The organism is Agarivorans sp. Z349TD_8 (assembly GCF_050870825.2).
Classification (GTDB): domain Bacteria; phylum Pseudomonadota; class Gammaproteobacteria; order Enterobacterales; family Celerinatantimonadaceae; genus Agarivorans.
In genome coordinates, this window is sequence record NZ_CP194037.2 from 1,064,750 (window position 1) to 1,088,181 (window position 23,432).

Consider the following 23,432-nt stretch of genomic DNA (forward strand, 5'->3'; position numbering starts at 1 on the left):
TAGCGTTGTCATACTCTGGTAATAAAATTGTCACTTTTTGATCAAGACGGTCTCTTAAATTAGCCTTAACAGGGAAAGTTTGGGCTAATGTATGGCGAATACACAACTTTATCAAAGCTTATGGCTATCAGATATTCATTTAGGGTGTAAAGATTGCAAGGCAGAGATGCTGTTGCAATTGCTACAGCAAACCAAGGCCAAGCGGGTATTTTTGGTTGGCGATATCGTTGATATTTGGGCTTTAAAACGCCGGGTATATTGGCCTGAATCGCATAATCAAGTGTTATTACATCTCATGAACTTGAATAAGAATGGCTGTGAGGTGGTCTATATTCCTGGTAATCACGACCAACTATTCAAGGCCTATCAAGGCATGCATATAGGGAGTATCGTGGTTGCTAAGCAGTATCTATATACCAGCCTTAGCGGTCATCGAATACTGATGTTGCATGGTGATCAGTTTGATGAAGAAGTTTGTTTTGGTCGTTTTTATGCCAAATTGGGTGATCACCTCTATGATTTGTTGTTGTTTTTAAATCGTAGTGTTGGAAAAGTTCGGCATCTATTGGGTTATCCCTATTGGTCTTTGGCGGGATACATCAAGTTGAAAATAGCGAAAGCGACTCAGGCGATTGCTAGCTATCGTAGAGCAGTCGTGAATGAAGGGCTTCGTCAGCAGGTTGATGTTGTTGTTTGTGGCCATATCCATCACCCAGAGTTGAGTCAGCAGCAAGGATTGATTTATGCCAACGATGGCGATTGGATTGAAAACTGCACCCTATTGTGTGAAACCATGGATGGACAATTAGAATTACATCGCTGGGACGATCGCTTGGAGACCACCGTGCTGGTTGATTCGGTGGCATTATTGGAGCCCGAGTTGTTAAAGCACGAGGATAAAGTAGCTTGATTGGCGAATAAATTAGCACTTGAATCATTGATGCTCTTTTTTTTGCTTTTCAGCGTTGACAAACTCACCGAAAATCCGTTTAATAGCGCCCCGTTGATAGCAGATATCAACGTGTACCAACAGTGTGCCGATTTAGCTCAGTTGGTAGAGCAACTGACTTGTAATCAGTAGGTCGCCAGTTCGACTCCGGCAATCGGCACCATTCTTTTTAAAGCCCCGTCATACGACGGGGCTTTTTCATTTTTAATGTTGATTCGGCTGGTAGATTTGGTTTTTAAAATCAGCTGGTTTATCCTGCTCAATCCTCCCTTGCTTGTTTTTAGGATATGCGATGCTCAAGGCGCTTAAAGAACTATTTCAGGCCACAACTGGCTCAACAGAACAGCAACATCTTAGTGTCGAACTAGCGGCCGCTACTTTGCTAGTGCAACTGAGTCAGAGTGATAACCAACAAACAAATAGTGAAAACGCGATAATTTTGACCAAGATGAAGCGTTTATTCGAGTTGACCGAGGTTGAGGCGGAGAATTTGTTGTTGCAAGCGCAAACTCAGGCCCAACAAGCGATTTCGGTTTTCGATTTTACTCGCCATGTGAAGCAGCTCGATTACCAATTACGTTATCAATTTACCGAAGCCTTATGGAAGGTTGCTTATGTGGATGGAACCTTAGATCCATTTGAAGAAGCACTGATCCGTCAAATCTCCGACTTGATCTATCTAAGTCATAGTGATTTTTTAAAGGCAAAGATTAGCGCGCAAAACGTTTAGCCTCGTTTGTTGATGCTAATTAATGCTGCTTAAGCAAAGTGCTTCGCAGACCTTATCTTATATTGGCGCAATCAGCTGAATTGATGTGGCTAGAATGTTGATTTTTTAGCTGTATTGCTGGTTCTTTGTTCGCTTAAACAAAGCCGAGAGATAAACGCTTTACCTTTAAACTGGCTTATGTATAATTCGTTTCCGTTGCAGGGGCGTAGTTCCAATGGCAGAACGTCGGATTCCAAATCCGAATGTTGGGAGTTCGAATCTCTCCGCCCCTGCCAATTTCCTTTCTTGTAACATCCATTAATGCTTTTACTTTCTGTTCCCTTCCGCTATATAATATCCAGTAAAACTCCACTCCAAGAGTCGTCCTAGTAAGTCTAGCTCTCCAGCTCGACACTCTCAAAGTATTCATAGAAGACCACGCTATCAAGAAGGATGGTGGGCGACTCATCGTTGAAGATATTCGGCTATACATTAGCTACGAGTTTGGCATTCATTACCAATATAGAATTGAAGCACCATTTTTTAAGTGCGTCGTTGGATGTGGATCATGGCGTAAAGAGCAAATCTCCTCTGGATTAACTCGAGCAAATTATAGTGAACATCAGCCCTAATAATCAAAAGATGAGATCCATTGAAAAACAAATTTATCCGTTGGTTCTTGTAAGAACGATTGTAAAGAAAACAAATGGTGTTCCATCCAAGGATACTGAAGCGGAGTGGTTAAATGGAGTGTATTTTTAGTGCATGACTTCTCTCGTAAGGTACTAACGGATCCCCTCATAAATCCCCCAAACCAGAGTGGTGAGTGAGGCATTGGTATTCCAACATCACCCGCTTAAGCGAATAGAAGCTCGGGGTCAATTAGGCTAATTCAAGTGTTTATGCGGTTACTTAAAAGAGCTATTCGAATTTTTGATAACTACTGAAAAGCTTGAGCATCATGTTGTTTCAGGAGTTACCGCTGCTTTCCCTCGCCCTACAAATAGAAATTCTCCAAACTTAAAGCTGAATGACTTACTTGCAGTTTGTTGCTTAGCTGGATAAAGTCTAAACAACTGGTAAGAGTAGTTACAGAGTCAAAGGGGTAATAGTGAAACAAGAATTAGTTGAGCATAAAGGTAAGCCCAAAGAGGCTACCTTGTTAATTATGGTTGGGCTCAGCCCACAAATTGTCACTGAAACCATTTATGCGCACTATCAACAAAAAAAAATTCAGTTTACTAAAGTTATTATTATAACAACTCCGGCAGGCAAACAAGCGGTAGTTGACCACCTGCTAGATCATCAAGGTGGAAGAGGCAAGCTGAGTCAGTTAGTCACAGACTATTCATTAAAACCTATAGAGCTGTTAGATAAAGATATACTACTGATTGAAGATCAATATGAGCAAGTGATTGACGATGCACAAACAAGTCAGCAGCTTACCAGTGTTGCTGATTATTTGCTGGAGTTGGTGAGAGGTTTAACTGAAGATGAACAGCCAACACTCTGTGTCTCTTTGGCTGGAGGCAGAAAAACCATGACTTTCTATTTAGGTTATGCGGTTTCATTGTTTGCCCGCCAACAAGATAGCCTATGTCATGTATTTGTTGATAGTGAATACGAAAGTAGTGAGTTTTTCTACCCGACACCTTACTCAAATCCCATATTTACTGCAAACGGAAGTATAGATGCAGCAAAAGCATCAGTACGTCTTACCAACGTTCCTTTTATTCGCCAACGAGATGGAATGCCTAAGCTTTTGCTTCAAGGCGAGTCATCTTTTTCTGATTGTATTGAGCTTGCTAACACGATAAACCAACCTGTGATGCTGGAAGTTGATATAGCCAAGCTAACGTTGGTTTGCTCAGGAGTTGATATTTCTTTATCTAAAGCTAATTTTGTATTTTATCTTATGATGCTAGAAGACATGTTAGATATCAATGAAGGCTTTGAATGTCCAGCAAGAGAGAAACCCTGCCAAATACTTGCTATTAGTTATTTACAAGTAATGTTAAAGGTTAATGGTTTGCAAGACAATCAAGGGGATTTGCATAGTTTAATCGCATCGGCGTCGAGAATCGAGGGTTTAAGTTCTGCTCAATTAAATGGCTTAGAAAATGGAATGAAAGCAACTTTTTTCCATGATAGGAAGAACCAAATAAGTTCCTACTTATTTAATTTTTTACCTAAAACGGTAGCAGAGCACTACGATTTTGATATCTTGTCTTGCAGAGAAAAGGATGGTTCAAACAAAAAAGTTTCGAAGTATGGAATCAAACTGCCTCGAGAAAGTGTTAGATTTATTATCTGAATGTTATTAAAAGAGATTTGATATAGGGTGGCTTCTTTTTTATTGCTTGTATTTTGTAGTGCAAATAACTAAAGCCAAGTGTTTGCTTGGCTTTTCATTCGTGCCTTTTTAGCTTATTTAAATATGCTAAAAAGAATGTTGTCGTCATCGTCAATAACAAAGAACTTATTGCTAGTGGTACGATAACTATATTTAGGATTAGCTAAAAATTTAACGATAATGCCTACTTCGCTGGGGTATTGAATGTCTATTGGATTTACACTTAGTTTATTGATATTGAAATCCATAGATGCCTTACCGTTATGTAACACATAAGCACCATGTGCTGCTTTAGTTATTACTAGGTTGCTAACACCGAAATACTTTTCGTGACTTTGGCTAATGGTGGTGAGTTTATTGGTTTTACCATCGATAAACGCGTATACAACAAATGCAGTATCATAGCGTTCATACTGGTCACTGGTACCTTGATAGTGAGACACGATAACCAACCCATCGAGCTCTTCATGGTAAAAGCACTTTGCATCGTTAGCTAATTCTCTTACCGGCATACCATCTACATCTTGTAGAACTATGCTTAGCTGCGTTTCCACAAGCTCGTCATTTATATTTTCACTCACGGTAAAGGTGTTTGATTTATTTGTTGAATCATAGATCGTTTCTCCAACACGGCTATAGGTTTTATTATTATGCACAATGTTTAGACATTGGTAATCACCCACTATATCGATACTATCTACAGCTGCCATTAGGTAAGCATCAGCCAATTCGTCAGTGTCTGAATCGTAGTTAAATTCACGTACATTGAGCTGTGGAACACCTGTATCAGAAAATCCAACAGTGAGAATTTTTGCTTCATAACTATCATCTACAGACTTAACATAGTAGCTGAAATAGTAGTCATCATTTAGCTTAAATGGTGCGGGCAGAGGACGTTCAGTTATACTTGTGGGATTGTTGATATCACCGAAGTACATAGTGATAGAGCTGCCAAGGCTCCCATCAAACTCAATACTATAGCTGGTACGAGTGCCGTCGCTGTCAAAACGTACAAAGTCTAAAAAACCGTCGTTACTGTCTGCAAAGTAGATGGAATCAGCATGAGTAAATACCCAGCTATGCTCCGGAGTTGTTCCTATTACCTTAAAACCAGTAAAAGAAGGTACCTCCGGTTCAGCTTGTACTTCGTCGGTAACAACTAAATTAAAGCTTAATGCCTCAGAGCGGCTATAAGAGTCACTGGCATAAATGCTTATAGTATAGCTGCCTGCGGTTTGGGGGGTACCTAGTAAGTAGTCGTTTTCGATACTTAAACCGGCGATAGCGGGGCTATAGCTGTAGCTTAGTGTATCCCCATCGGCATCGTCAAAATAAGCACTTAAGTTGACGCTACTTATCTCATCACCTAAGTATTCAAGTTGCTGATCAGCAATGCTACCTTGTGTTGTAGGGGCGTGGTTATATGAAAAGCTAAACTGGCCGTCGTTTAATTCAATAATAGGAGATAAATTAGCTAATTCGCTGGCGTCAAAAGCACTAATAAATGTTGATAATTGCTCTGTAAATAGGCGTAAAGTAGCCACGTTGTCGTTGTTAGTTGCGTAGCGGTCGGTAAGCATTTCACCAATTAACAATACCTGCTGGGCTAACAAGTCGGACTGTAGTAGGTAATTGCTGGTAATCATTGAGTGTATATCTTGTCCAGAGGCCTCGCTACTTAAACTGGTTAACAATGAAGCAATCTCTAGTTTAGCGGTTACGCTATCTTCTCCCTCAATAATGAGTTGCTGAATTAAATGGGTGTAAGGGTTTACTATCTTATAACCAGCAGGGGTCGAGAGTTGATAACTTTGAGTCACTAATCCACGGTCTAGGTCGGTGGTTTCATTGGCTATGGCCGTCACTAATAATGGGCTAGTGTCGTCGTAGTTATCATTGGGGATCTTAGCTAAGCCTTGGTCATTAGTGCGTAAACTATATTCGTTGCTGTCACACTGCATATTACTATTGCTATCTATACAAAGTAGTGCATTAGATAGTAAGCCATCAAATACCGTAATGTTGGTAGTCGCTGGTACTTGGTTGCTACCTTCACTACCTCCTCCGCAGGCTGTTAGTGTTAGGCTAATTACTAATAGGCTAAGGGATCCTAACTTACTGTTAATGTTTTTATAGTCTTTACCTTTTGTATTCCATTTCATTGAAGAGTCCTTCATGTGATTTGTAGGTTTCTATTAGGTGCTAAATAATAACCTGGCTATTTAGTGATGGAATGGCTTACAAGTTTGTCTTCAAGTTTTAAATATTTATTGTTGTGTTATTTCTTAAAAAATCTATTGTATTGTTTGTGATCAATATTTACGTATTGATTTGTGGGATAGGAAGCTGCATATTAATAGGGTTTAATCTTACGCAAGTTTTCGCTGTGGGTTGCATGAAACAGGATATTGAGTCGTGTTTTTATTTTAAATAAGGATTGTTATCATGTATGTTGTTAAGCTTGAATTTAAGCGAATACAAACATTTTTGTTTTCGTCATTTCGTTTTAAACATATGGTGGGAGCAAATGCATTACTTGGTAATGTATTGAGGGCAGAGCTTGTTACTCTGGTTAATAACCAAAATGATAGTTTTTATCAACCCATATCCCCTCCTTCACTGAATAAACTCGACGAGGACCCTCTCGATAAGGCCACAGCCGAATTCTATGCTGATAAACCTGATGAATTATGGAAAATAGGCGTGTTAAGCCGAGATGGCGGGCACTTTTATGCCGTTTTCTCTGGTCAAAAATTGGCAGAACAGTTTCTGTTTGACGCTGAGCAGTTAATTCAACAGAAATTACCTGGTGTACAGGTTAGTTTTACCTTAAGTACTATCGAACAGCTTGATAGCGGCAAGGATGAACACCTAAAGCAAGGTGATTTTTCAGCAGATGAGTTTCCCAATTTACCTATTTTTCAACCTTGTCAGTTTAGTGAGCAAGGCATTGCCGAAGCTCAGTTAAAGCATCTAGACAAAGGTAAACAATTTCAATCTAATGCTAGCTCACTTAAAAGCAGCTTTATATGGGAGCAATTTAAAGATTCCAAGGGGAAGCTTGTATCTAAAGAACCCACTGAACAATCCGCAGATGTTGCCAGCATACTCATGCGGCAATGGACTGGCAATGAACCGCAGCGCCAAGCTAAAGATTTAGACGAACTTGTCGGCAAAGACTATCTCGCGTTAATTGTCGCCGACGGTAACAGCATGGGCAATCGCTTTTCTACTTGGTTAAAAGATCAAAATGCTAATACATGGCTAGATAAACAAGCTAAGGCAGAAGAGTTCTTTTACTCTGCACGCAAAGCTATGCGCACTGCTACCCATGAGGCCGTCAAAAATCAATTTGATTGGGATTTAAACAGTAATGCTAAGGCAACCTTACCATTTCAACTGTTAATGCTGGGGGGAGACGATCTTCTATTTGCCTGTCGTGCCAAAGATGCGCTGCCATTCATAACAAAGCTTGATTACGAACTAAGTCAGATAAAACTGGATGATGGGAAGCCTATGCAGCTTGGCGTGGGTGTGGTAATTGCCTCACATAACCTGCCGTTTTACCGACTGCACCATGTAGCAGAAGAATTAGCGAGTAGCGCTAAGGTGCTAGCAAGAGCCTATGAAGATAGCACGCCATGTTCAGTGCTCGATTGGCAGGTGGTGACTCAAAGCTGGGCGGGCGACCCAATAGAAGAGCGGCAAAAAAATGCCATTGTAAAATACCAAGCCGAAAAGCCAGAAACACTCTACCTCACTCAAAAGCCCTATACCTTAAGTCGTTTTAACACTCTATTAGGTCACAGCGAAGGCTTAGTAAAAGAAATAAAAAGATCAGCAAACAATAAAGCCGATGCCGAACAAAAAGGTCAAGTGGCGCGCAGCCAACTGCGTTACTTGCAGCAAGAGCTTGGCAAAGGCCGCTTGCATGCCGAACGAATTTGGCAAGGTTTACCTACAACATTAAGAAATCATCTAAAAAATGAATGCGAAATAACTCAACTATGGCAGCAACTCGAAGAAGAACACTACATAAGCGGCATCAGTGATTTAGTCGAGTTATTCGAAATTAGTAATTTGTCGCGAGCCGATGAAGCGGTAAAGGAGAGCGCTAAATGATCACCACACTGCACTTAAACTTAACTCTGCTCGACGATATGCATACTGGTAATGGCTTAGGGCATCAGCTTATCGATAGCCTGCAAGCCAAAGATGCGAAGGGAAACCCCGTTATATCTCGGCAACACATTAAAGGTTTATTTAAAGAAGCTGCCGATAAATACAATCTATGTATTAATGAGAACAGCTCAGACAAAGCCATATTTGACAAGCTACTTAACAGTAAGTTGGGGGAACAAGAAGGCACAAATCTTGTATTTGGCAGTTTTTATTACAATGACCTAAGCAATACTGAAACCGATGAGCCCTATATTGTTTGGAGCAGTTCAGCCCGTGGGAAAAATGGCGATGACCTAAACCGAGCGCCAAAAGATGACACCTTAAGAGCAGTAGAGTACGTAAAAGCCGGAAGTACATTTACTGCTAAAGTAACTCTTTTTAGCCCCGATCATCTTCATCAAGAATATCTAGACAAAATAAAACTAATTTTTAAGCGCATTGACCGAATCGGAGCCAGCCGAAATCGAGGGGCTGGAGGTTTACTTCTCAAAGCCACCGAGAGTGAGTCTAAAAATCAAGCTAATAAGAACGCCCCTCTAAATATTGCTGCGCAAGGTTCATGTTACTTGCGGTTTAACTTTACTAACCTCGAGCCGTTGCGTTTGCCGGCCAGCCAGGTTCCTGGCAATGTGATAAAAACCGACAACTATGTGAGCAGTGGTAAGCTAAGAGGGGCTTTAGCCAATTTAGCCCGCTTGTGTCAGCGAGAGGACATATTTAAAGCGCTAATTGAACATCAAGGCATCGACTACCAAGTTGGTTTAACTAATGCCTATCCCGGGCCAGACAAAACCCGTTCACTGCCTTGGCCACACAGTGTGCAACTAAGTAAAGCTTGTGCTCTAGCAAACAGCAAACTGCCTTGGTGGGCACAGGGCTCAAGCAAGCAGCTAAAAGACACCCTAAACGCCAAAGCAACTGAGCCAAATGAAGCAGTACCTAGCTTTAAGCGTAATAAATCCCCAAGCTACCTTTACTTTAAAGATGCTTCCGATGCCAATACCTGTTTTGTGCATAAGCAAAGTAAGGGCATTCACATGCGTAATGCGGTGCGTACCCAGTATGAGCAAAAGCTTGACGACGATTCCGCATTATTTAGTGAAGAAGTGTTAGTAGAAAATAGCCACTTTAATGCCAGCCTTAGTTTTAATTGCCCCGAACTGGCCAATAAGGTAGCCAACTGGTTTAGCCAGCTAAAGCAGCAAAATACCCCCTTTTTACTGGGGCGAGGCATGGCCCCCTGCGAGATCACTGAAACACAAGTTTGTGAAGGCAAAGAGCCAGTCTATCGCTTACTCGAACCCCAAGCCAACAGCATAACCCTTGTGCTAGCCAGTGAGTGGCTGATTTATAACCAACAAAATCTGCAAACAGAACAAGAGCTCTCAATAGAATTAGTACTTCAAGTGTTTGGCTTAGAAGACCAATTTAAATCTGAAAGTTTTGCTGGTAAATGGGAGAGTCGCTCAGAAACCTGTACGTTGTCGGGTTTTAATTTTGCCACCGGCCTACCTAAAAAGGCGCTTACGGTATTGGCTCCTGGCAGTGTTATTAGAGTTGAGCATCCTGAACTGGTGAGCGCACTCATAGCCTGTTCAAAAGAAGTGCATGCAGTAGGCGAGCGAACTCAACAAGGTTTGGGGCGATATTGGTTGTACCAAGGCGGACTTAAGCCACAATTAAAAACTAAGAATAGTCAAAGTAAATCAGAAAATATTCGAGAGCAGCATCATGCAATTGTAAACCGCTTACTTACAGAGAATATTAGCGGTTCTAAAAGCCAATGGCTAAACCTAGGCTCAGCCCTTAAGCGATTAGAGCGACAACAAACGCCTAAGGTTACAAAGCAAGATATCAACGAGTTGTTAGCCAAGTACGAAAGCCAATCTTCCGCGGGCTTAAAGGCGTTTATGGAAGGCAATCGAACATTACTAAAGCAATGGAAAAAAGAACTCAGCAACATATCAACATTAACCGATGCCTTTTCTCTTTCTAACCTTTTGGTTGATTTGGCTGCCGAACGGGTAAAAGCTAACAAGGAAGCAAAATGACTCAAGATAAAGCTTACCGAATAATTTACAGCGGGATCTTAAAGCAAGTTTCCGACATGAGTACCGGCGGCACCGACATTAGCAGCTCAGTAGATATGCCATGTGCTAGAGATGGCCAAGGACGGTTTATCATTCGCGGCACAGCCCTTGCGGGTATTATGGTGGCCACCGCTAAGGCCTTAGGTTACAAAGTGCCTAAAAGTATCAGCAATGATGACTTTGGCGATAAAAGTAAACAGCCATCCAATTGGAAACCCTTTAATAGTTACATTGTGGGTAGTCAAAATGGGCAAGTTGAGCAGCCGCAAACCTTGCTTCGCCAATACGTAAAAATAGACGATGCAACAGGGGCAGCCGAAAACAGCGCACTGTTCGACATGGAAGTTATCCCAAGAGGGACAAGCTGGCAGTTTATGCTAGAGCTTGATACCCAGTTCGCCGATAGTAATAGTGAGGCCGAGAACTTAGCCAATGCAGTGTTATTGCATTGGCAACAACATGGCCTGTTTATTGGTCGCAGGGCCGTCGCCGGAACAGGTTGGTTCAAGCTCGAAAAACTACATGCGCTGCGTTTACGTACTAAAGATGTATGCCTCTGGCCTGATAATAGCGACATCCCTGCGAATGTTTTTAAGCAGTTATATAAAGACGCAAGCAAACATTATATTCCTAAAATAAGCCAAAGCGGCCGCCCCTCGCCAAGCCTGCATCGAGTGAGTTACCAAGTCACCTTAAGTGCTGGGCCAAATAAAGATTTAGAAACCGGAGAAGAGTGGGGACTAGATGGCTTTTTTATTGGTGGCCATGGTGCCGAGCAACCACTTTCACTTGAGGAGCCTCGATTGGGCGCTGCCGAGGCTAAATGGCAAGATTTCTTCCAAGTACCCCCTGGCTATACTCTCGACCCTCAAGATACCCCTGACAACTTTTTTGTATACAACGAACAAGGCCAGCCCTTTATTCCTGGCAGCAGCATTCGTGGTGTATTACGCCACCAGATCCAACGAAACCTTAATAGTGAGTATCGCGAACCAAGCGAGAACAGCGAGATACAAAAACAGCTCGAAGCGCTATTTGGCTCTACCGAACAAAGCAGCGGCCTGTATATAGGCGACGCCCAGTTAAGTAGCGATAAAGCCAGTGGCATTGTCATGCATAACCATGCCGAAGACGAATTTACCGCTGGTGTATTCGAGAGTGCAAAATTTGTTCGCTGTAGCGTGGTAGAGGGTGAGTTTACTTGCCACATTCACCTTGAAAATCAAAGCAAAGCTAAATTGATGGAACAGCAAGCATTGTTAGAGGGGGCGTTTGCTTACGCCAAACAAGGTTTTCTTCCTATAGGTGGAAAACAATGGGTAGATAGTGGGTGGTTACGTTTGCAGGTAGAGCAAACAGTGAGCCTTCAGGATGAACAAGGGGTTGGGCATGACTAATCAGTTAACGCAGTGTGAAACAACTGATGTACAGCTAGAAGGGGCAATAAGTAAACAGCTTCAACTGCTATGCAGCTCAGGTGTAAGTGGATTTACTGAAGCTTTAAATAAACTAGAAAAAAGCTGGTTGTTATGGGTAGAGCCTATTGCTAAGCCCAATTCAAGTAAATGTCCTGCTATGTTTGACAACAAGACTAAGGGGCAATTGCTCGAAAAGTTAAACCAAGATTGGCAGTTTAGTGAAGCTTACTGGTTTAGCGAGAACAAAACGCTGCATCTACTACAAACTGGCAAAGGATTACTAATGAAGCAAGTCGTCGCTGATGTTGTTTCTAGCAAAGTTAGTAAAACACCTTACTTATGGCAAAAAAGCGTTAGGTTTGATCATTTAATCAAATTAAAAGAACAATCCCCAACCAGCCTATGGTTCAGCAATAGTGCTTTGCAGTTTGTTGAGTGCGTAAATCAACGCGCAGAAATCGAGTTTGTATTGAAGGAACACAAATAATGAGTAAAACCATAAAACCCCCTTATCATTTTGTTCCTGTTTTATCGCCTTTACTCAACGCGAATATTAGTCGTAGTCCACGCATTGATCACAGTAAGCCAGGTAATGATAGTTTATCTGGCCAGCTCTATTGTGAAATAGAGACCCTAACGCCAGCTATTTTTGGTGCTTTCCAAGCCGAAGTAAGTGAACCGTTATCTTCAATAATTAATAAAAAATTTGGTCGAAGTGCCCCTCCAGGGAAAAAGGTAATAAGTCCTCAAACAGTAGAGTTACATCACAAGAAACTTACGCTTATTCAGGGCTCATCGATAAAAGGGATGGTGGCATCTAATTTAGCTGCGATTGGTTTGACGCCCATGGCTAGAGTTCAAGAGCGTACGTTTTCTTATAGACCAAATTTAAAGCCAGCTAAGTCAAATAGTGATACTCGTTGCCAAGTTTATGCGGCTGTCGTAGAAGAAAATACTTTAAATCAACCAGAAGGGAGGCTCAAAGTAAGAGTCCTTACGGATCTGTTAGATACTAGAAACAACATAAAATCCTCTAGACAACCTGGTATGGAAGAGTTTTCTCACTATAGCAATACCGATAAAAACGGTTACTTTGCTCGACTGTTTTCAAGTAAATCTTATTCTACAAATAACTCATCTAAAGCTTATGTGCTTAATCGATACTGTGAGAATTACAAAGAATTAGTTATTAAACCTGAAATTATTCAACAGTTTAATGCAACCACAGAGCACTTGTGCGATAAAGAGAACGGGCATTTAAGTAGTGCTAATCCAAACATTAGCAAAGCTGTATTTGAAAAAGCAGGGCTAGATATAGAGAAAGACTTAGACAAAGTTGTTCAATCAATACAATCCGCTCGAGACTTAAGTCATTGGCAGCCTGGCTTTCTGTTTTATGTTGATATAAACATAGAAGAAGCTTGGACAATACTGTCGTTCGGAAATAACTATTACTACCATTGGCTTTACTTAAGCAGTACTACGAACTTGCATCAGTTTTCTGAAAAAGGCTGCAATTTCGTAAGGAGAAAGCAGTTAAAGCCCCTCGAGTTTGAGTTAGACGCTAAGCCAACTGAGCTTAACCTTTCGAGGGCAATATTCGGTTTTAGTGGTGATAATGATGAAGATGATAAGCAAGCAGGAAAAGTAAGTTTTAATCATGCAATAGAGCAATTAGATAATAGTGCTACCGTAGCAGAGCAAGATCATTGGTTTGCTCTTGATATAAGTGGCCAACCCAAACCCAGCGCTTACGAATTCTATATCACTCAATCTTATAAGCGGCCTATTTATAGTTATGGTACATTGCAGTTTTCAGGAGAGGTAAGAGATAAAGCATATACCTTGGCAGGTCGAAAATTCTATTGGCATCAAGACGGCTTTAATAAGCTTTGGCAAAGTAAAAAAGAAAAATCGAATCAATCATTCGGTGAGCAAAATGCTTTATTAAGTCGTGGAGTAACGCCTAAAGGTAAGCGTTATCGTTTTAATGTAAAGTTTCGTGCTATGACAGAGTTTGAACTAGGTGGTCTGTTATTAGCTCTTTCTCCTCAGCTCATTCATGATGCTGTTCCATATATAGAAAATCCACGCATTAAGAAGTTAATAATCAATACACATCATCATTTGGCCTTGAAGTTGGGAAATGCACGTCCTCAAGGCTTTGGTAGTATTAAGCTCACAATTTGCAAAGCCAATACTATCGCCAAAGTGGCAAAACCAGATACTAAGCGAGAGCAAGGTTTAGTTTTTAATGAGGTGAATTTCTCGCAACTTGTCGGAAAATATATTAATGAAATTGTACAGAGGGTAGAGGAGAAGGACAACGAAAGAGGGGATCTGATAAAGCAGCTCGAACGAGTATATCGTCATTGGCTTAAATTACACGAATACCTACCTGACCAACTGGCAGAATATCCGCAATTAGATGGAAAAACTTTTAAATTTCACCAAAAAGTGAGGCAAAGTCATTGTGAGGCGCGCAGAGCGCCGGCGCCAGAGTCAAAGTTACAGCCAGCGCCTGAAAATATAGCGCTCGATAGCGCTAAATTACCACCTTTATAGTGAGGGTTTATGGCGAAGCTAAGTAACCAAAAAACACTGCTCATAGTTACCGTTGGCACTTCAGATCTGAAAGTGGTTTATGGTGGTGAAGGAAATGAACAGTTGCTAAGAATTGGCCCCTCTTTTCAGCGACAGTTTTACGATTTTCTGCTGGAAGACAGCGCTATGGGTAAAGCATTCCAGCTGTTAAGCTGTGACGATGTGCAGCAGTTCCCCTCATTGTTAAAAGCTATAGATAATGCCAACCTTAACGAGCGAAATGTTCAGTCTTTAAGCTTTAATGGTAATGCATTAAGCAACCGTGACAAGATTATCTGGAGCAAAGCAGAGGAGGACGCACTACCTTTAGTTGCAGCCAAATTAGTTCCTTTTGTTCATATGCTACAGCAGCAAGCAATTCGTATAGACGGAGCGCTGATACTAAATACTGACAGGGGGGAAGCCAGCTCTTTTAGTAAGTCAGAGCCCTACGGCGCAGGAGCAGTTGTTGCACAATGGTTCGCCCAAGAGCTAGGGTTAGAATATGGTGGGCAGTGGCAGCATTTAAGTTCACAGCCCATATGTGGCTACAGTCGTTTTTACAACTATATTAATGATGAAATTAACGACTACAAAGGTCATGGTCTAGATAACCCCGTTTCCCGTTTGGCGATGCAGCGGGTAGACGATGCTCTAGGGCAACTTGCCAAAGAGTTTGGAACTGATGCCCAACTAATGTATTTATCCAGTGGCGGATTTCCAGAATTTAAACCGCAAATACAAGCAGCTGCAAGCCTCTACTTTAAGCAAGTAAGCACCTTAGTTGAGCCTGGGCAGGGATCTGCTCAAGCCAATCTTTCAGCCAGCCAGGCTAGTTGGTTTGATCATAGTGAAGTTGCTCCCGCCGAATCTTACCGCGCTCGGCGTCAAGTAATCGACTTAATTGAACACGGTAACTTTGAAGGCGCAGCCACTACCGCGCGTTTGTTATATCCACAACAAACCAGTGCGGCTAACCCTTTAGATTGGAAAACCCCTAGCCAAAGCTTTGCTATTGATTGCAGTTGGATAAAAGCCGTATGTACGCTAGCAGGCTGGCTGCAAGGTAAATTGCCACTACAAGATGTAATGGCAATTTTTAAAGGTGTGTTGCCTTATCAAAACCAACCTAACAGTATGCCACGTAGTGTATGGATGGCCTTTAAAGTAGAGGCCGCACTGCAACAAGAAAACGTGCAAGATGCGGTGCGTTACACCTGTGATCTCTTAGATATTGCCAAATATGATTTACTGGCCATGGTGACAGTGGGTAACAATTTTGATTATTACCATCAAGATAATCCTTTCCCTGATACCAGCAAATTTGATCACGCTTGTGAATTTTTTAAAAACACCTATTACTGCGTTAAAAAAACTAAAAACCAAGACGATGTAGAAGAGGGTAAAGCCTACTCATTTAGTAACTTCGTCATAAAACAAGCTGGTAGATTTTCCTTAAAAAGCGATGCTTATCAGCCAAAAAGCGTGGCAAATAAAAGGCCCCAAAAGCAACATGAATCTATATACAAGCAATTGTTTGCGTCCGAGTTAGCTACAGGTAAAACCCTAGATACACTGCTAGGTGGGGTATTAACAGACCGTAATTTACTTAATGACATACTGTGCTACCTCGACACCCAAGGCTACAAGCAAGCTTTGGTTCACCCGCTAAACCGCTATGAAGCAGCTTTAAAACACAAGCTTGAAGCAAGCAATAGTAAAGCGCGAGATTATCGTAACGCCATCACTCACGGTTATTTACCCGACAGCATGGCGCATCAAGTATATGCGCATTTTAGAGCTCCTATTATTGGCCTATGGGAAAATAAAGGTGAAGCGCAAGGGCAGCTACAGTTTCTAAATCAATCATTAGTAAAAGACCTATTTAGTGTGTTTGCTAAGGAGCCAACACAGCAACCCGCATATTTATATAACGCCTTAATTGGCGAGCTTAAATCGCTGCTAACTAGTAGCCCTATTTCCTTAACTCAAGCAAACATAAAAGCCGATGTTAACGCCTTGGGCAGCAACGCGGAGGAAGGCCTTGCAACAAACTGATGCTATAAACCCGTATACCCCTGGTAGCGAAGCAGAGCCTAGTTTTAGTGCTTTACTGCCTATTCGTATCTATCAAGTAAATTGGCGATTTACTTGTGATACAAGCCTGCCGTTTTTTCACCAAGCGGTGGTAACCAGTTTTATTCGCACCATGCTAAAAAGCAGCCATCAAGCCTTTTTCTCATTAGCTATTCATACTCCAGAGTCGGGTAGGCAGCATTATCAAACGGGTGATGCTTACAGTTTTTACCTTTGCCAGTTTGGTGAAGATTTAAACCTAATAGAACAACTATTTGAACGCTTAGATAATTTGCCATATTCCGCCCAGCAAGCGGGTTGTAGTGGGCATATTGGTACTAATGTAGAGCTTCGCTCGATAAAAGATGGTTTAAGCGGTGGTTTATTGGCCGAACCCAGTGCAGCTGCGGTTATCGATCAAGATTCGATAGATCAGCAAATAGGCTTATGGCAAGAGTATGCTCCTAGCCAATTAAGCTTGCAGTTTGTTAGCCCGCTGCGGCTAAAGCCGCGTAATAGCCAACCACAACTAAAGAAAAAAAACCGCGGCGCCCCATTGTGCCAATGCGAAGCAGATCTTAGTGCCGAGTTAGTGTTTGAGCGTATTTTTGATGCGCTGGCTTCGCTGCAACAACAGCTTAAGCCCCAACTAGAACGCGCCCGAAGGCCAGCGCCGCCTGCGGCTGAGTGGTTAGATAGTGATTTGTTTTGGGTAGACGCCTACTATGGCCGAGTTGAAGGGAGTAGCCAAGATAAGCCTGCTCGTTTAAAGCCCATTAATGGTTTGCTCGGCAGTATTGATCTTAATTTACCAGCCTTAACACAAGCTCAGTGGCAATGGTTAGTGATGGGGCAATATATTGGCATTGGTGAAAATCGACGCTTTGGTTGCGGCCGTTATCGCCTGCTCACCCAAGATGGTCAAAGCATAGGTCCGCAGCTAGAACGCGCTACCAGCTTATTAAATGAAGCATTAAATATACAAGATATTGAAAGTGCATTTCACTACGAACTAGAGAAACTGAGCGGTCAGCCCAAAGCCTATGCTGCCAGAGCCGACATTCACCTCCTGTATCAGCAATTACAGCAAGGCCATTATTGGCCAGAACCCCTATACCCCAGTTTATTGCAAGAGCCAGGAAAAAAAGAGCGTTTGCTGCTTATTCCCGATTTTACCGATAAGGTAGTATTAAAAACCTTAAGTCGCTGGTTTAGCCAAAGCCTAGACTGTTTATACAGCGAGCGCAGCTATGGCTATAGGCGTGGTTTTTCTCGCCTAGCAGCTAAAGACAAAATATTAGCCCTAGTTCGCCAAGGTTATGCCTACGCGCTAGATGCCGATATTCGCAGTTTTTTCCCTTCGGTAGATGTTGAGCGCGTGTTAAACCGTTTAGCTTGCCTGTATGGAAACGACCCGCTTTGGCCACTAATAGACCGCTACTTGCACGCCAATATTCAACGTGAAGCATTGCCCGAACACTATCAAGACCATCAAAGCAGTGGTTTGCATCTGGGCAGTTCACTAAGCCCAGTGCTCGCCAATTTAATGTTAGATCACCTCGATTCGGTGTTAATCAAGCTAGATTATCAATTAGTGCGCTACGCTGACGACTTTATCATACTGTGCAAAAAGAAGAATCAAGCAGAGCAGGCCAAAGAGCTAGTGCAAAGCTTGCTGGCCGAACATGATCTAGAGCTTAATGAGCAAAAAACGCGAGTGCGCCGCTTTGCCAGTGGCGTACACTTTTTAGGTTACTTGTTTATTAATGATATGGTGATAGAGAGCAAGCAAAACACCTACTCAGATGCCTTGCCTAACAAGCCGATTTTAGCACCAGAAAATAGCAATAAAAGCCAACTATTTTTTAGTGCTACCGCCAAGCAAACCCTTTGCATAAGCGGTGACCCTTGCCTGCTTAATTTACAGCACTCGCGCATAAGGGTAGAGCGCGAGGGCGAAGCCATTGCAGAGCTGCCCCTGCACCATTTAGAGTGTATTGTACTGCTGGGGCATCATCAAATTACTACTCAAGCCTTAACTAAGGCAATGCAGCTGCAAGTGCCAGTTCACTTTGCTAGCCATTTTGGTAAATACCAAGGCTGTGCCGCCTTACTTAGCCACAACCCAGCCTTGCACTTAAAGCAAGCAGCCCATTTTAGCGAAGAGAAAAACCAAATGGCCTTTTCCCAAAGTTTAGTCGAAGCCAAAATTCGCAGCTTAAAAGAGCTACTAAGGCAGCGTAAAACCCAGTGCGAGAGTTTAAATAGTGGTTTAAAAATGTTGCCCAAAATACACAGCTTAGAGCAGTGTTTAGGGGTAGAGGGGCAAGCGGCAAAAGGCTATTGGCATAGTTTTTCAAGCCTTATCGATAAACAATGGCAATTTACCCATAGACAAAAACGCTACCCCAAAGATCCCATAAACAGTTTATTATCTTTTGGCTATAGTTTGCTATACAGCCACACCGACAGTTTACTGCGTAGCGCAGGTTTGTGCCCCACGATTGGTGGTTATCATCATTCTCGAGGTACTCATTCGGCACTAGCTTCAGATTTAATGGAGCCTTTTAGATATCTAGTGGATCGCAGTGTATTAAGTGTGATTAACCGCGGCCAAATTAAGCTTGAACACTTTACCGATTACCAAGGCCAATCGTGGCTCAATAAAGAGACCAAACAGTTTTGGTGTAAATATCTTATAGAGCAGTTACAAACGCCTCAGTTTGCCAATGATAAAGGCGATCAGGTATCGGCCTTAGATTTACTCGCGCAACAAAACTACAACTTAATTGCGTGGATAAACCAAGAACAAAGCCATTTTAGCCCGTGGTTAGCTAGGTAAGGTATAACCATGAAGCTTACCTATCTAGTGTGTTTTGACATAGAAGATAATCGAACCCGCCGTAGGTTAGGTAACGAATTATTAGTATATGGGCAGCGGGTACAGCGTTCGGTATTTGAAGTGGCCTTTAGTGGCGAAGCGCAACTAAAACAATTAAAAACGCAACTGCAAAAAATTTTAGCAGACAGTGAAGGTGAAGAAGACGACCTGCGCTTTTACTGTATTAATGCTACCACCTTGGCACGCTCGGCCACTATTACCGGCCAAGCGGTAGGGGTATTTCCTTCGGCCACGGTGTTGTAGTTAAACCTAAGTAAAAAAATGGCCTAATTAGGCAAGTTATGTAAAATCAAGCACTTACTCGTAAATGCTGAGAATGTTTCACCAGCTCTTTAAAAACAAGAACTTAAGTGCATAAAGCCTTATGCTTTTAGCTATATCGTGCTAGTATAGAGCTTGTTGATGCAGTGCGTGAAAAGGTTCACCATTGTGCTGCTTGCAGAGCGCGCCCGTTAAGGGCTAAAACAAACGCTGTTGCATCAGCACATGCCGTAGAGGCAGTCGAAACCTTCTAGAGGGTTTGAAAAATAACTTTCTAATGGTTGCATCAGCACATGCCGTAGAGGCAGTCGAAACCTTACTGGTGGTTTGCCCGTCCAGGTGACTGGAGTTGCATCAGCACATGCCGTAGAGGCAGTCGAAACATTTTATGAACCAGTACCCCACAGTTGAAAAAACGTTGCATCAGCACATGCCGTAGAGGCAGTCGAAACAAACAACTTCAATTTGGTAGCCCATTTCGTTGAGTTGCATCAGCACATGCCGTAGAGGCAGTCGAAACTACTCGTTTTCTTAACATCGACTCAAGCTTTTGAGTTGCATCAGCACATGCCGTAGAGGCAGTCGAAACAAAACTCTATCTAATTCTAGACAGATTTTTTCAGTTGCATCAGCACATGCCGTAGAGGCAGTCGAAACTTTTAATGACGCTATGTCTGCCATGTTGATGTGTTGCATCAGCACATGCCGTAGAGGCAGTCGAAACACATATTTATGTTGATGTTGTGAGATTTAAGCAAGTTGCATCAGCACATGCCGTAGAGGCAGTCGAAACCCTCCTGCATACTCATCCATTCAGGAGCCTCCTGTTGCATCAGCACATGCCGTAGAGGCAGTCGAAACCAATTTCAGAGTCAGTTAGTAATCCATCACTATCGTTGCATCAGCACATGCCGTAGAGGCAGTCGAAACTTAGTCTCTTTTTCGAAGCTGCTTATAGCAGCGTTGCATCAGCACATGCCGTAGAGGCAGTCGAAACTTAATTAGATTAGAGCTTTTATACACCATTGCGTTGCATCAGCACATGCCGTAAAGGCAGTCGAAACTATACTCATTGGTTTTTATGGCGGACTTAATGTGTTGCATCAGCACATGCCGTAAAGGCAGTCGAAACAGAGGCAACTTCATCATCTGCGATAGATTCATGTGTTGCATCAGCACATGCCGTAAAGGCAGTCGAAACAGATAGTACCAGTCAAAAGATGCCCAGTTTGAAGGTTGCATCAGCACATGCCGTAAAGGCAGTCGAAACTTAATCATATTCCCATTAGAATCATGTTCATATTGTTGCATCAGCACATGCCGTAGAGGCAGTCGAAACAAACAACTTAAAGCAATAGATCTGTTTAATTCATGTTGCATCAGCACATGCCGTAGAGGCAGTCGAAACTACTTCTCCATCACATGAAGGTTTCGTCGGCCATGTTGCATCAGCACATGCCGTAAAGGCAGTCGAAACTTTCTTCTACCGTAGTGCCAATATCTTCATAAGAGTTGCATCAGCACATGCCGTAAGGTAGCTGAAGCATGATGATTAAGGCTTTTTCCCTAAACGAAGATAGATAAGCCACTAAACTAATATTGCAGTGGGGAGTTGTTGTTTTACATCATTGACTTAGGCCTAATGCTTTAGTCATTATTGGTTTACTTATTCGCGAGAGGATGACAGGGATGTCGGTAAATACCGCTAGGCTCAATAATGGTCACTACCCAGAGCCAGTTAATTTTACAGAGCAAAGCACAGTAATGATTGTGGCCTTTGAGCACCAGCTTAATGCTAAGGGTTTACGCTATGGTAAACACTTACAGGCCTACGTGGCTGAGCTGTTTTCACGCCACTGGCGAGTTCATCCTTATATGGCCATGTTAAGCGATGAGCATAGCGACCCTAAAGAGTTAAGCGATTTTAATGGGAAGCCTAGGTGTTTTTTCCCTAAGGCTATTATGACTCCACAAAGTCACCAAATTATGTTTGGTGAAACGCCCTTCGAAGGCGATTTTTACAGCGAAGCTGATACGGCTAAGTTTATCTCGGAACGGGTAGCAACCGATGTTGGGTCTGCGCAAATGGCAGAGTCTTTGCTGTTTTCTTTAGATTCTTCGCAATGGATACAGCAAACCTTAACACTAAAGGTTAAGCAGCATAATAAAGCGCCTCTTCTACTGCCGTTTAAAATAGACTGGATAGATATACTGCTATTTGGCGACGGTGTTGGCCAGCTAGTGTTTAAGGTGAGCAGCCTGGTTAAGCCCGCGTCAATAAGCTCGGTGAGCCTATTAAATCGTACCTTACGAGATTTTAATGATGGCGATATTCAAGTTGAGGCTGAGGGCGCTAAAGCCATTAGCTTTTGGGACACCTTTATTCTAGAGCAATGCTTGGGGTTTGTTAAAGCGCCTAAGGCTAAGCTGGGTTACTACTCACCATTATTGGCTGTCGTCACGCCCAGCCTAGATGCTGAGAAGGTATTTGATTGTTTTCAGCGTTATTGCAAATTGTTTGTAGTGGCGTATACCCAACACTTGGATAAAAATCACGAGTTAGCTTGGAGTGCACCAATCAGTGATCCTAAGGTAAATTATCACGAAAATAGCCAAGTGTTATTAAATACTGGGCAATGGGATCAAGGCTTAGCGGCATCACAACGGGCCATTATTGCTGGCTATGCCACTTGGCGTGATTTAATTCCTTTTGAGCTAGCTTGTGTGTCTAACGAAGCGGCAAGTGTGGGCGGTGATGGACCTGGTTGGCAGTATTCGGCGGAATACATACGCGCCCAAGTTGAAGATAACTTTATAGAAGTATGGGAGCATTGGGCGGGCTTGGTTCTAAGAGATAGTGCCGTGTTTGTGGCTTACCACGATAGCATGCCAATTAGGTATAGTGCTGAGCAACTGTACCTGCCTTTGTACCTATTGTCTTATCGTAATCGCTTTAGGTTGGACTGTTTGTCGCGCACGATTATTGACCACGATATGGCGAATGTATTTTACAGTAAGCAAAATATGGAACAGTTTCAGCGCTTTAGAAATCACTACTGGTTTAGGGAGGTGACCACCGATTTTTTAGGTGCCGAGGTTTTTAACAAATTCAACCAAGCCTTTAAACTGCAGCAGCAGTATGAAGTAGTGTCTAGCGAGGTAGCTGAACTCGGTGACTACTTAGAAGCCAAGTGGCAACGCAGAACCAAATTTATGTTTGCTGCAATTTTGTTTTTCTTTAGCCCTATTATGAGCTTAAACGAGAAGTGGTTAATGCCGCCAGAAGAGGGGATTGATTTACCTTGGGTGGCTATGGTGCTTACCATACTGTTGCTCTTGTATGTTGTGAGCCGCTATTTTTATCAGTGGATTGGTAAATATTCATTGTGGTTTACCAAGTTGCAGCATCAATGTGCTGGAGTTACGAGGAAGTGGCTCTTGCCCCGTTTAAAAGGCTTATTATTGGCTGGTGGTGTGTTGATCGCTGGTTTATACACAGGATTAAAGTTATGGCCATTTTAACTTTAATTAGAGGTTTACCCGGTAGCGGTAAAAGTACCTTAGCAAAAAAACTAGTTGCAAAGCATTACGAGGCCGATCAGTTCTTTATTAATTCTCTAGGTGAATACCACTTTGACCCAAGTAAACTTAAGGCTGCACATCGCTGGTGTGAGCTACAGGCAGAGCGTTGCTTGTTTCATGGTGAGGATGTGGTTGTGGCTAATACTTTTGTAAAGCGTTGGGAAATAGAGCCTTATGTCTTACTTGCAAAAACTTATGATGCAGAGTTAGTGGTAAAAGAATGCCAGGGTAAGTTTCCTAATATTCACGGGGTGCCGCAAAGTAGTATTGAGCGCATGGCCAAAGAGTGGGAAAACTGGCCATGTTAGTGTGCCATAAGGTACACCA

14 protein-coding genes, 2 tRNA genes and 1 CRISPR repeat array are annotated in these 23,432 nt (G+C 42.4%); of the genes, 15 read left to right on the forward strand and 1 reads right to left on the reverse strand.

What is annotated here, in order from left to right; translation table 11 throughout:
- The first annotated feature begins 91 nt into the window (after window positions 1-91).
- The 5 genes from ACRRS1_RS04780 (at window position 92) to csm6 (ending at window position 3,972) form a co-directional block, all read left to right on the forward strand.
- Window positions 92-910, forward strand: coding sequence for a UDP-2,3-diacylglucosamine diphosphatase (locus ACRRS1_RS04780; protein WP_432461058.1), 819 nt, complete (start codon window positions 92-94; stop codon window positions 908-910).
- Window positions 911-1,036: 126 nt separating this feature from the next.
- Window positions 1,037-1,112 (forward strand) — tRNA-Thr (locus ACRRS1_RS04785).
- A 129-nt stretch (window positions 1,113-1,241) separates the two neighbouring features.
- Window positions 1,242-1,679, forward strand: a complete 438-nt coding sequence (locus ACRRS1_RS04790; protein ID WP_432454267.1) for a TerB family tellurite resistance protein — start codon at window positions 1,242-1,244, stop codon at window positions 1,677-1,679.
- A 199-nt stretch (window positions 1,680-1,878) separates the two neighbouring features.
- Window positions 1,879-1,954 (forward strand) — tRNA-Trp (locus ACRRS1_RS04795).
- An 815-nt stretch (window positions 1,955-2,769) separates the two neighbouring features.
- Window positions 2,770-3,972, forward strand: a complete 1,203-nt coding sequence (gene csm6 / locus ACRRS1_RS04800; protein WP_432464442.1) for a CRISPR-associated ring nuclease Csm6 — start codon at window positions 2,770-2,772, stop codon at window positions 3,970-3,972.
- A 113-nt stretch (window positions 3,973-4,085) separates the two neighbouring features.
- Here the strand turns inward: csm6 and ACRRS1_RS04805 are convergent, their stop codons facing one another.
- Entirely contained in the window at window positions 4,086-6,173 is a 2,088-nt protein-coding gene (locus tag ACRRS1_RS04805) for a putative Ig domain-containing protein (RefSeq protein WP_432464443.1), read from the reverse strand.
- Between the two features lie 283 nt (window positions 6,174-6,456).
- Between ACRRS1_RS04805 and ACRRS1_RS04810 the strand changes: the two genes are divergently transcribed.
- The 10 genes from ACRRS1_RS04810 (at window position 6,457) to ACRRS1_RS04855 (ending at window position 23,413) form a co-directional block, all read left to right on the forward strand.
- Window positions 6,457-8,133, forward strand: coding sequence for a Cas10/Cmr2 second palm domain-containing protein (locus ACRRS1_RS04810; protein ID WP_432464444.1), 1,677 nt, complete (start codon window positions 6,457-6,459; stop codon window positions 8,131-8,133).
- A complete protein-coding gene (locus tag ACRRS1_RS04815) occupies window positions 8,130-10,244 on the forward strand; it encodes an RAMP superfamily CRISPR-associated protein (RefSeq protein WP_432464445.1) in 2,115 nt (704 codons plus the stop codon). The genes ACRRS1_RS04810 and ACRRS1_RS04815 overlap by 4 nt, the downstream gene beginning before the upstream one ends.
- Window positions 10,241-11,680: an RAMP superfamily CRISPR-associated protein gene (locus ACRRS1_RS04820; RefSeq protein WP_432468288.1), complete on the forward strand. Its 1,440-nt coding sequence runs from the start codon at window positions 10,241-10,243 to the stop codon at window positions 11,678-11,680. Before ACRRS1_RS04815 ends, ACRRS1_RS04820 begins: the two co-directional genes overlap by 4 nt.
- On the forward strand, window positions 11,673-12,188 hold the full coding sequence (locus ACRRS1_RS04825) for a hypothetical protein (RefSeq protein WP_432468287.1): 516 nt from the start codon (window positions 11,673-11,675) through the stop codon (window positions 12,186-12,188). The genes ACRRS1_RS04820 and ACRRS1_RS04825 overlap by 8 nt, the downstream gene beginning before the upstream one ends.
- Window positions 12,188-14,266 (forward strand): TIGR03986 family type III CRISPR-associated RAMP protein, encoded by a 2,079-nt coding sequence (locus tag ACRRS1_RS04830; protein WP_432468286.1) that lies wholly within the window; start codon window positions 12,188-12,190, stop codon window positions 14,264-14,266. The genes ACRRS1_RS04825 and ACRRS1_RS04830 overlap by 1 nt, the downstream gene beginning before the upstream one ends.
- Window positions 14,267-14,275: 9 nt before the next feature.
- Complete coding sequence (locus ACRRS1_RS04835; RefSeq protein ID WP_432468285.1) at window positions 14,276-16,342, forward strand: hypothetical protein; 2,067 nt, start codon at window positions 14,276-14,278, stop codon at window positions 16,340-16,342.
- The gene (gene cas1 / locus ACRRS1_RS04840) at window positions 16,329-19,202 is read left to right on the forward strand and encodes a CRISPR-associated endonuclease Cas1 (protein WP_432468284.1); all 2,874 of its coding nucleotides are present in this window, start codon (window positions 16,329-16,331) and stop codon (window positions 19,200-19,202) included. Before ACRRS1_RS04835 ends, cas1 begins: the two co-directional genes overlap by 14 nt.
- Window positions 19,203-19,211: 9 nt before the next feature.
- The gene (cas2, locus tag ACRRS1_RS04845; protein WP_432468283.1) at window positions 19,212-19,505 is read left to right on the forward strand and encodes a CRISPR-associated endonuclease Cas2; all 294 of its coding nucleotides are present in this window, start codon (window positions 19,212-19,214) and stop codon (window positions 19,503-19,505) included.
- A 230-nt stretch (window positions 19,506-19,735) separates the two neighbouring features.
- A CRISPR array of direct repeats spans window positions 19,736-21,000; the repeat unit is 35 nt; unit sequence GTTGCATCAGCACATGCCGTAGAGGCAGTCGAAAC.
- A 212-nt stretch (window positions 21,001-21,212) separates the two neighbouring features.
- The gene (locus ACRRS1_RS04850) at window positions 21,213-23,045 is read left to right on the forward strand and encodes a hypothetical protein (RefSeq protein ID WP_432464452.1); all 1,833 of its coding nucleotides are present in this window, start codon (window positions 21,213-21,215) and stop codon (window positions 23,043-23,045) included.
- Window positions 23,033-23,413, forward strand: coding sequence for an AAA family ATPase (locus tag ACRRS1_RS04855; RefSeq protein ID WP_432464453.1), 381 nt, complete (start codon window positions 23,033-23,035; stop codon window positions 23,411-23,413). Before ACRRS1_RS04850 ends, ACRRS1_RS04855 begins: the two co-directional genes overlap by 13 nt.
- Window positions 23,414-23,432 lie beyond the last annotated feature (19 nt).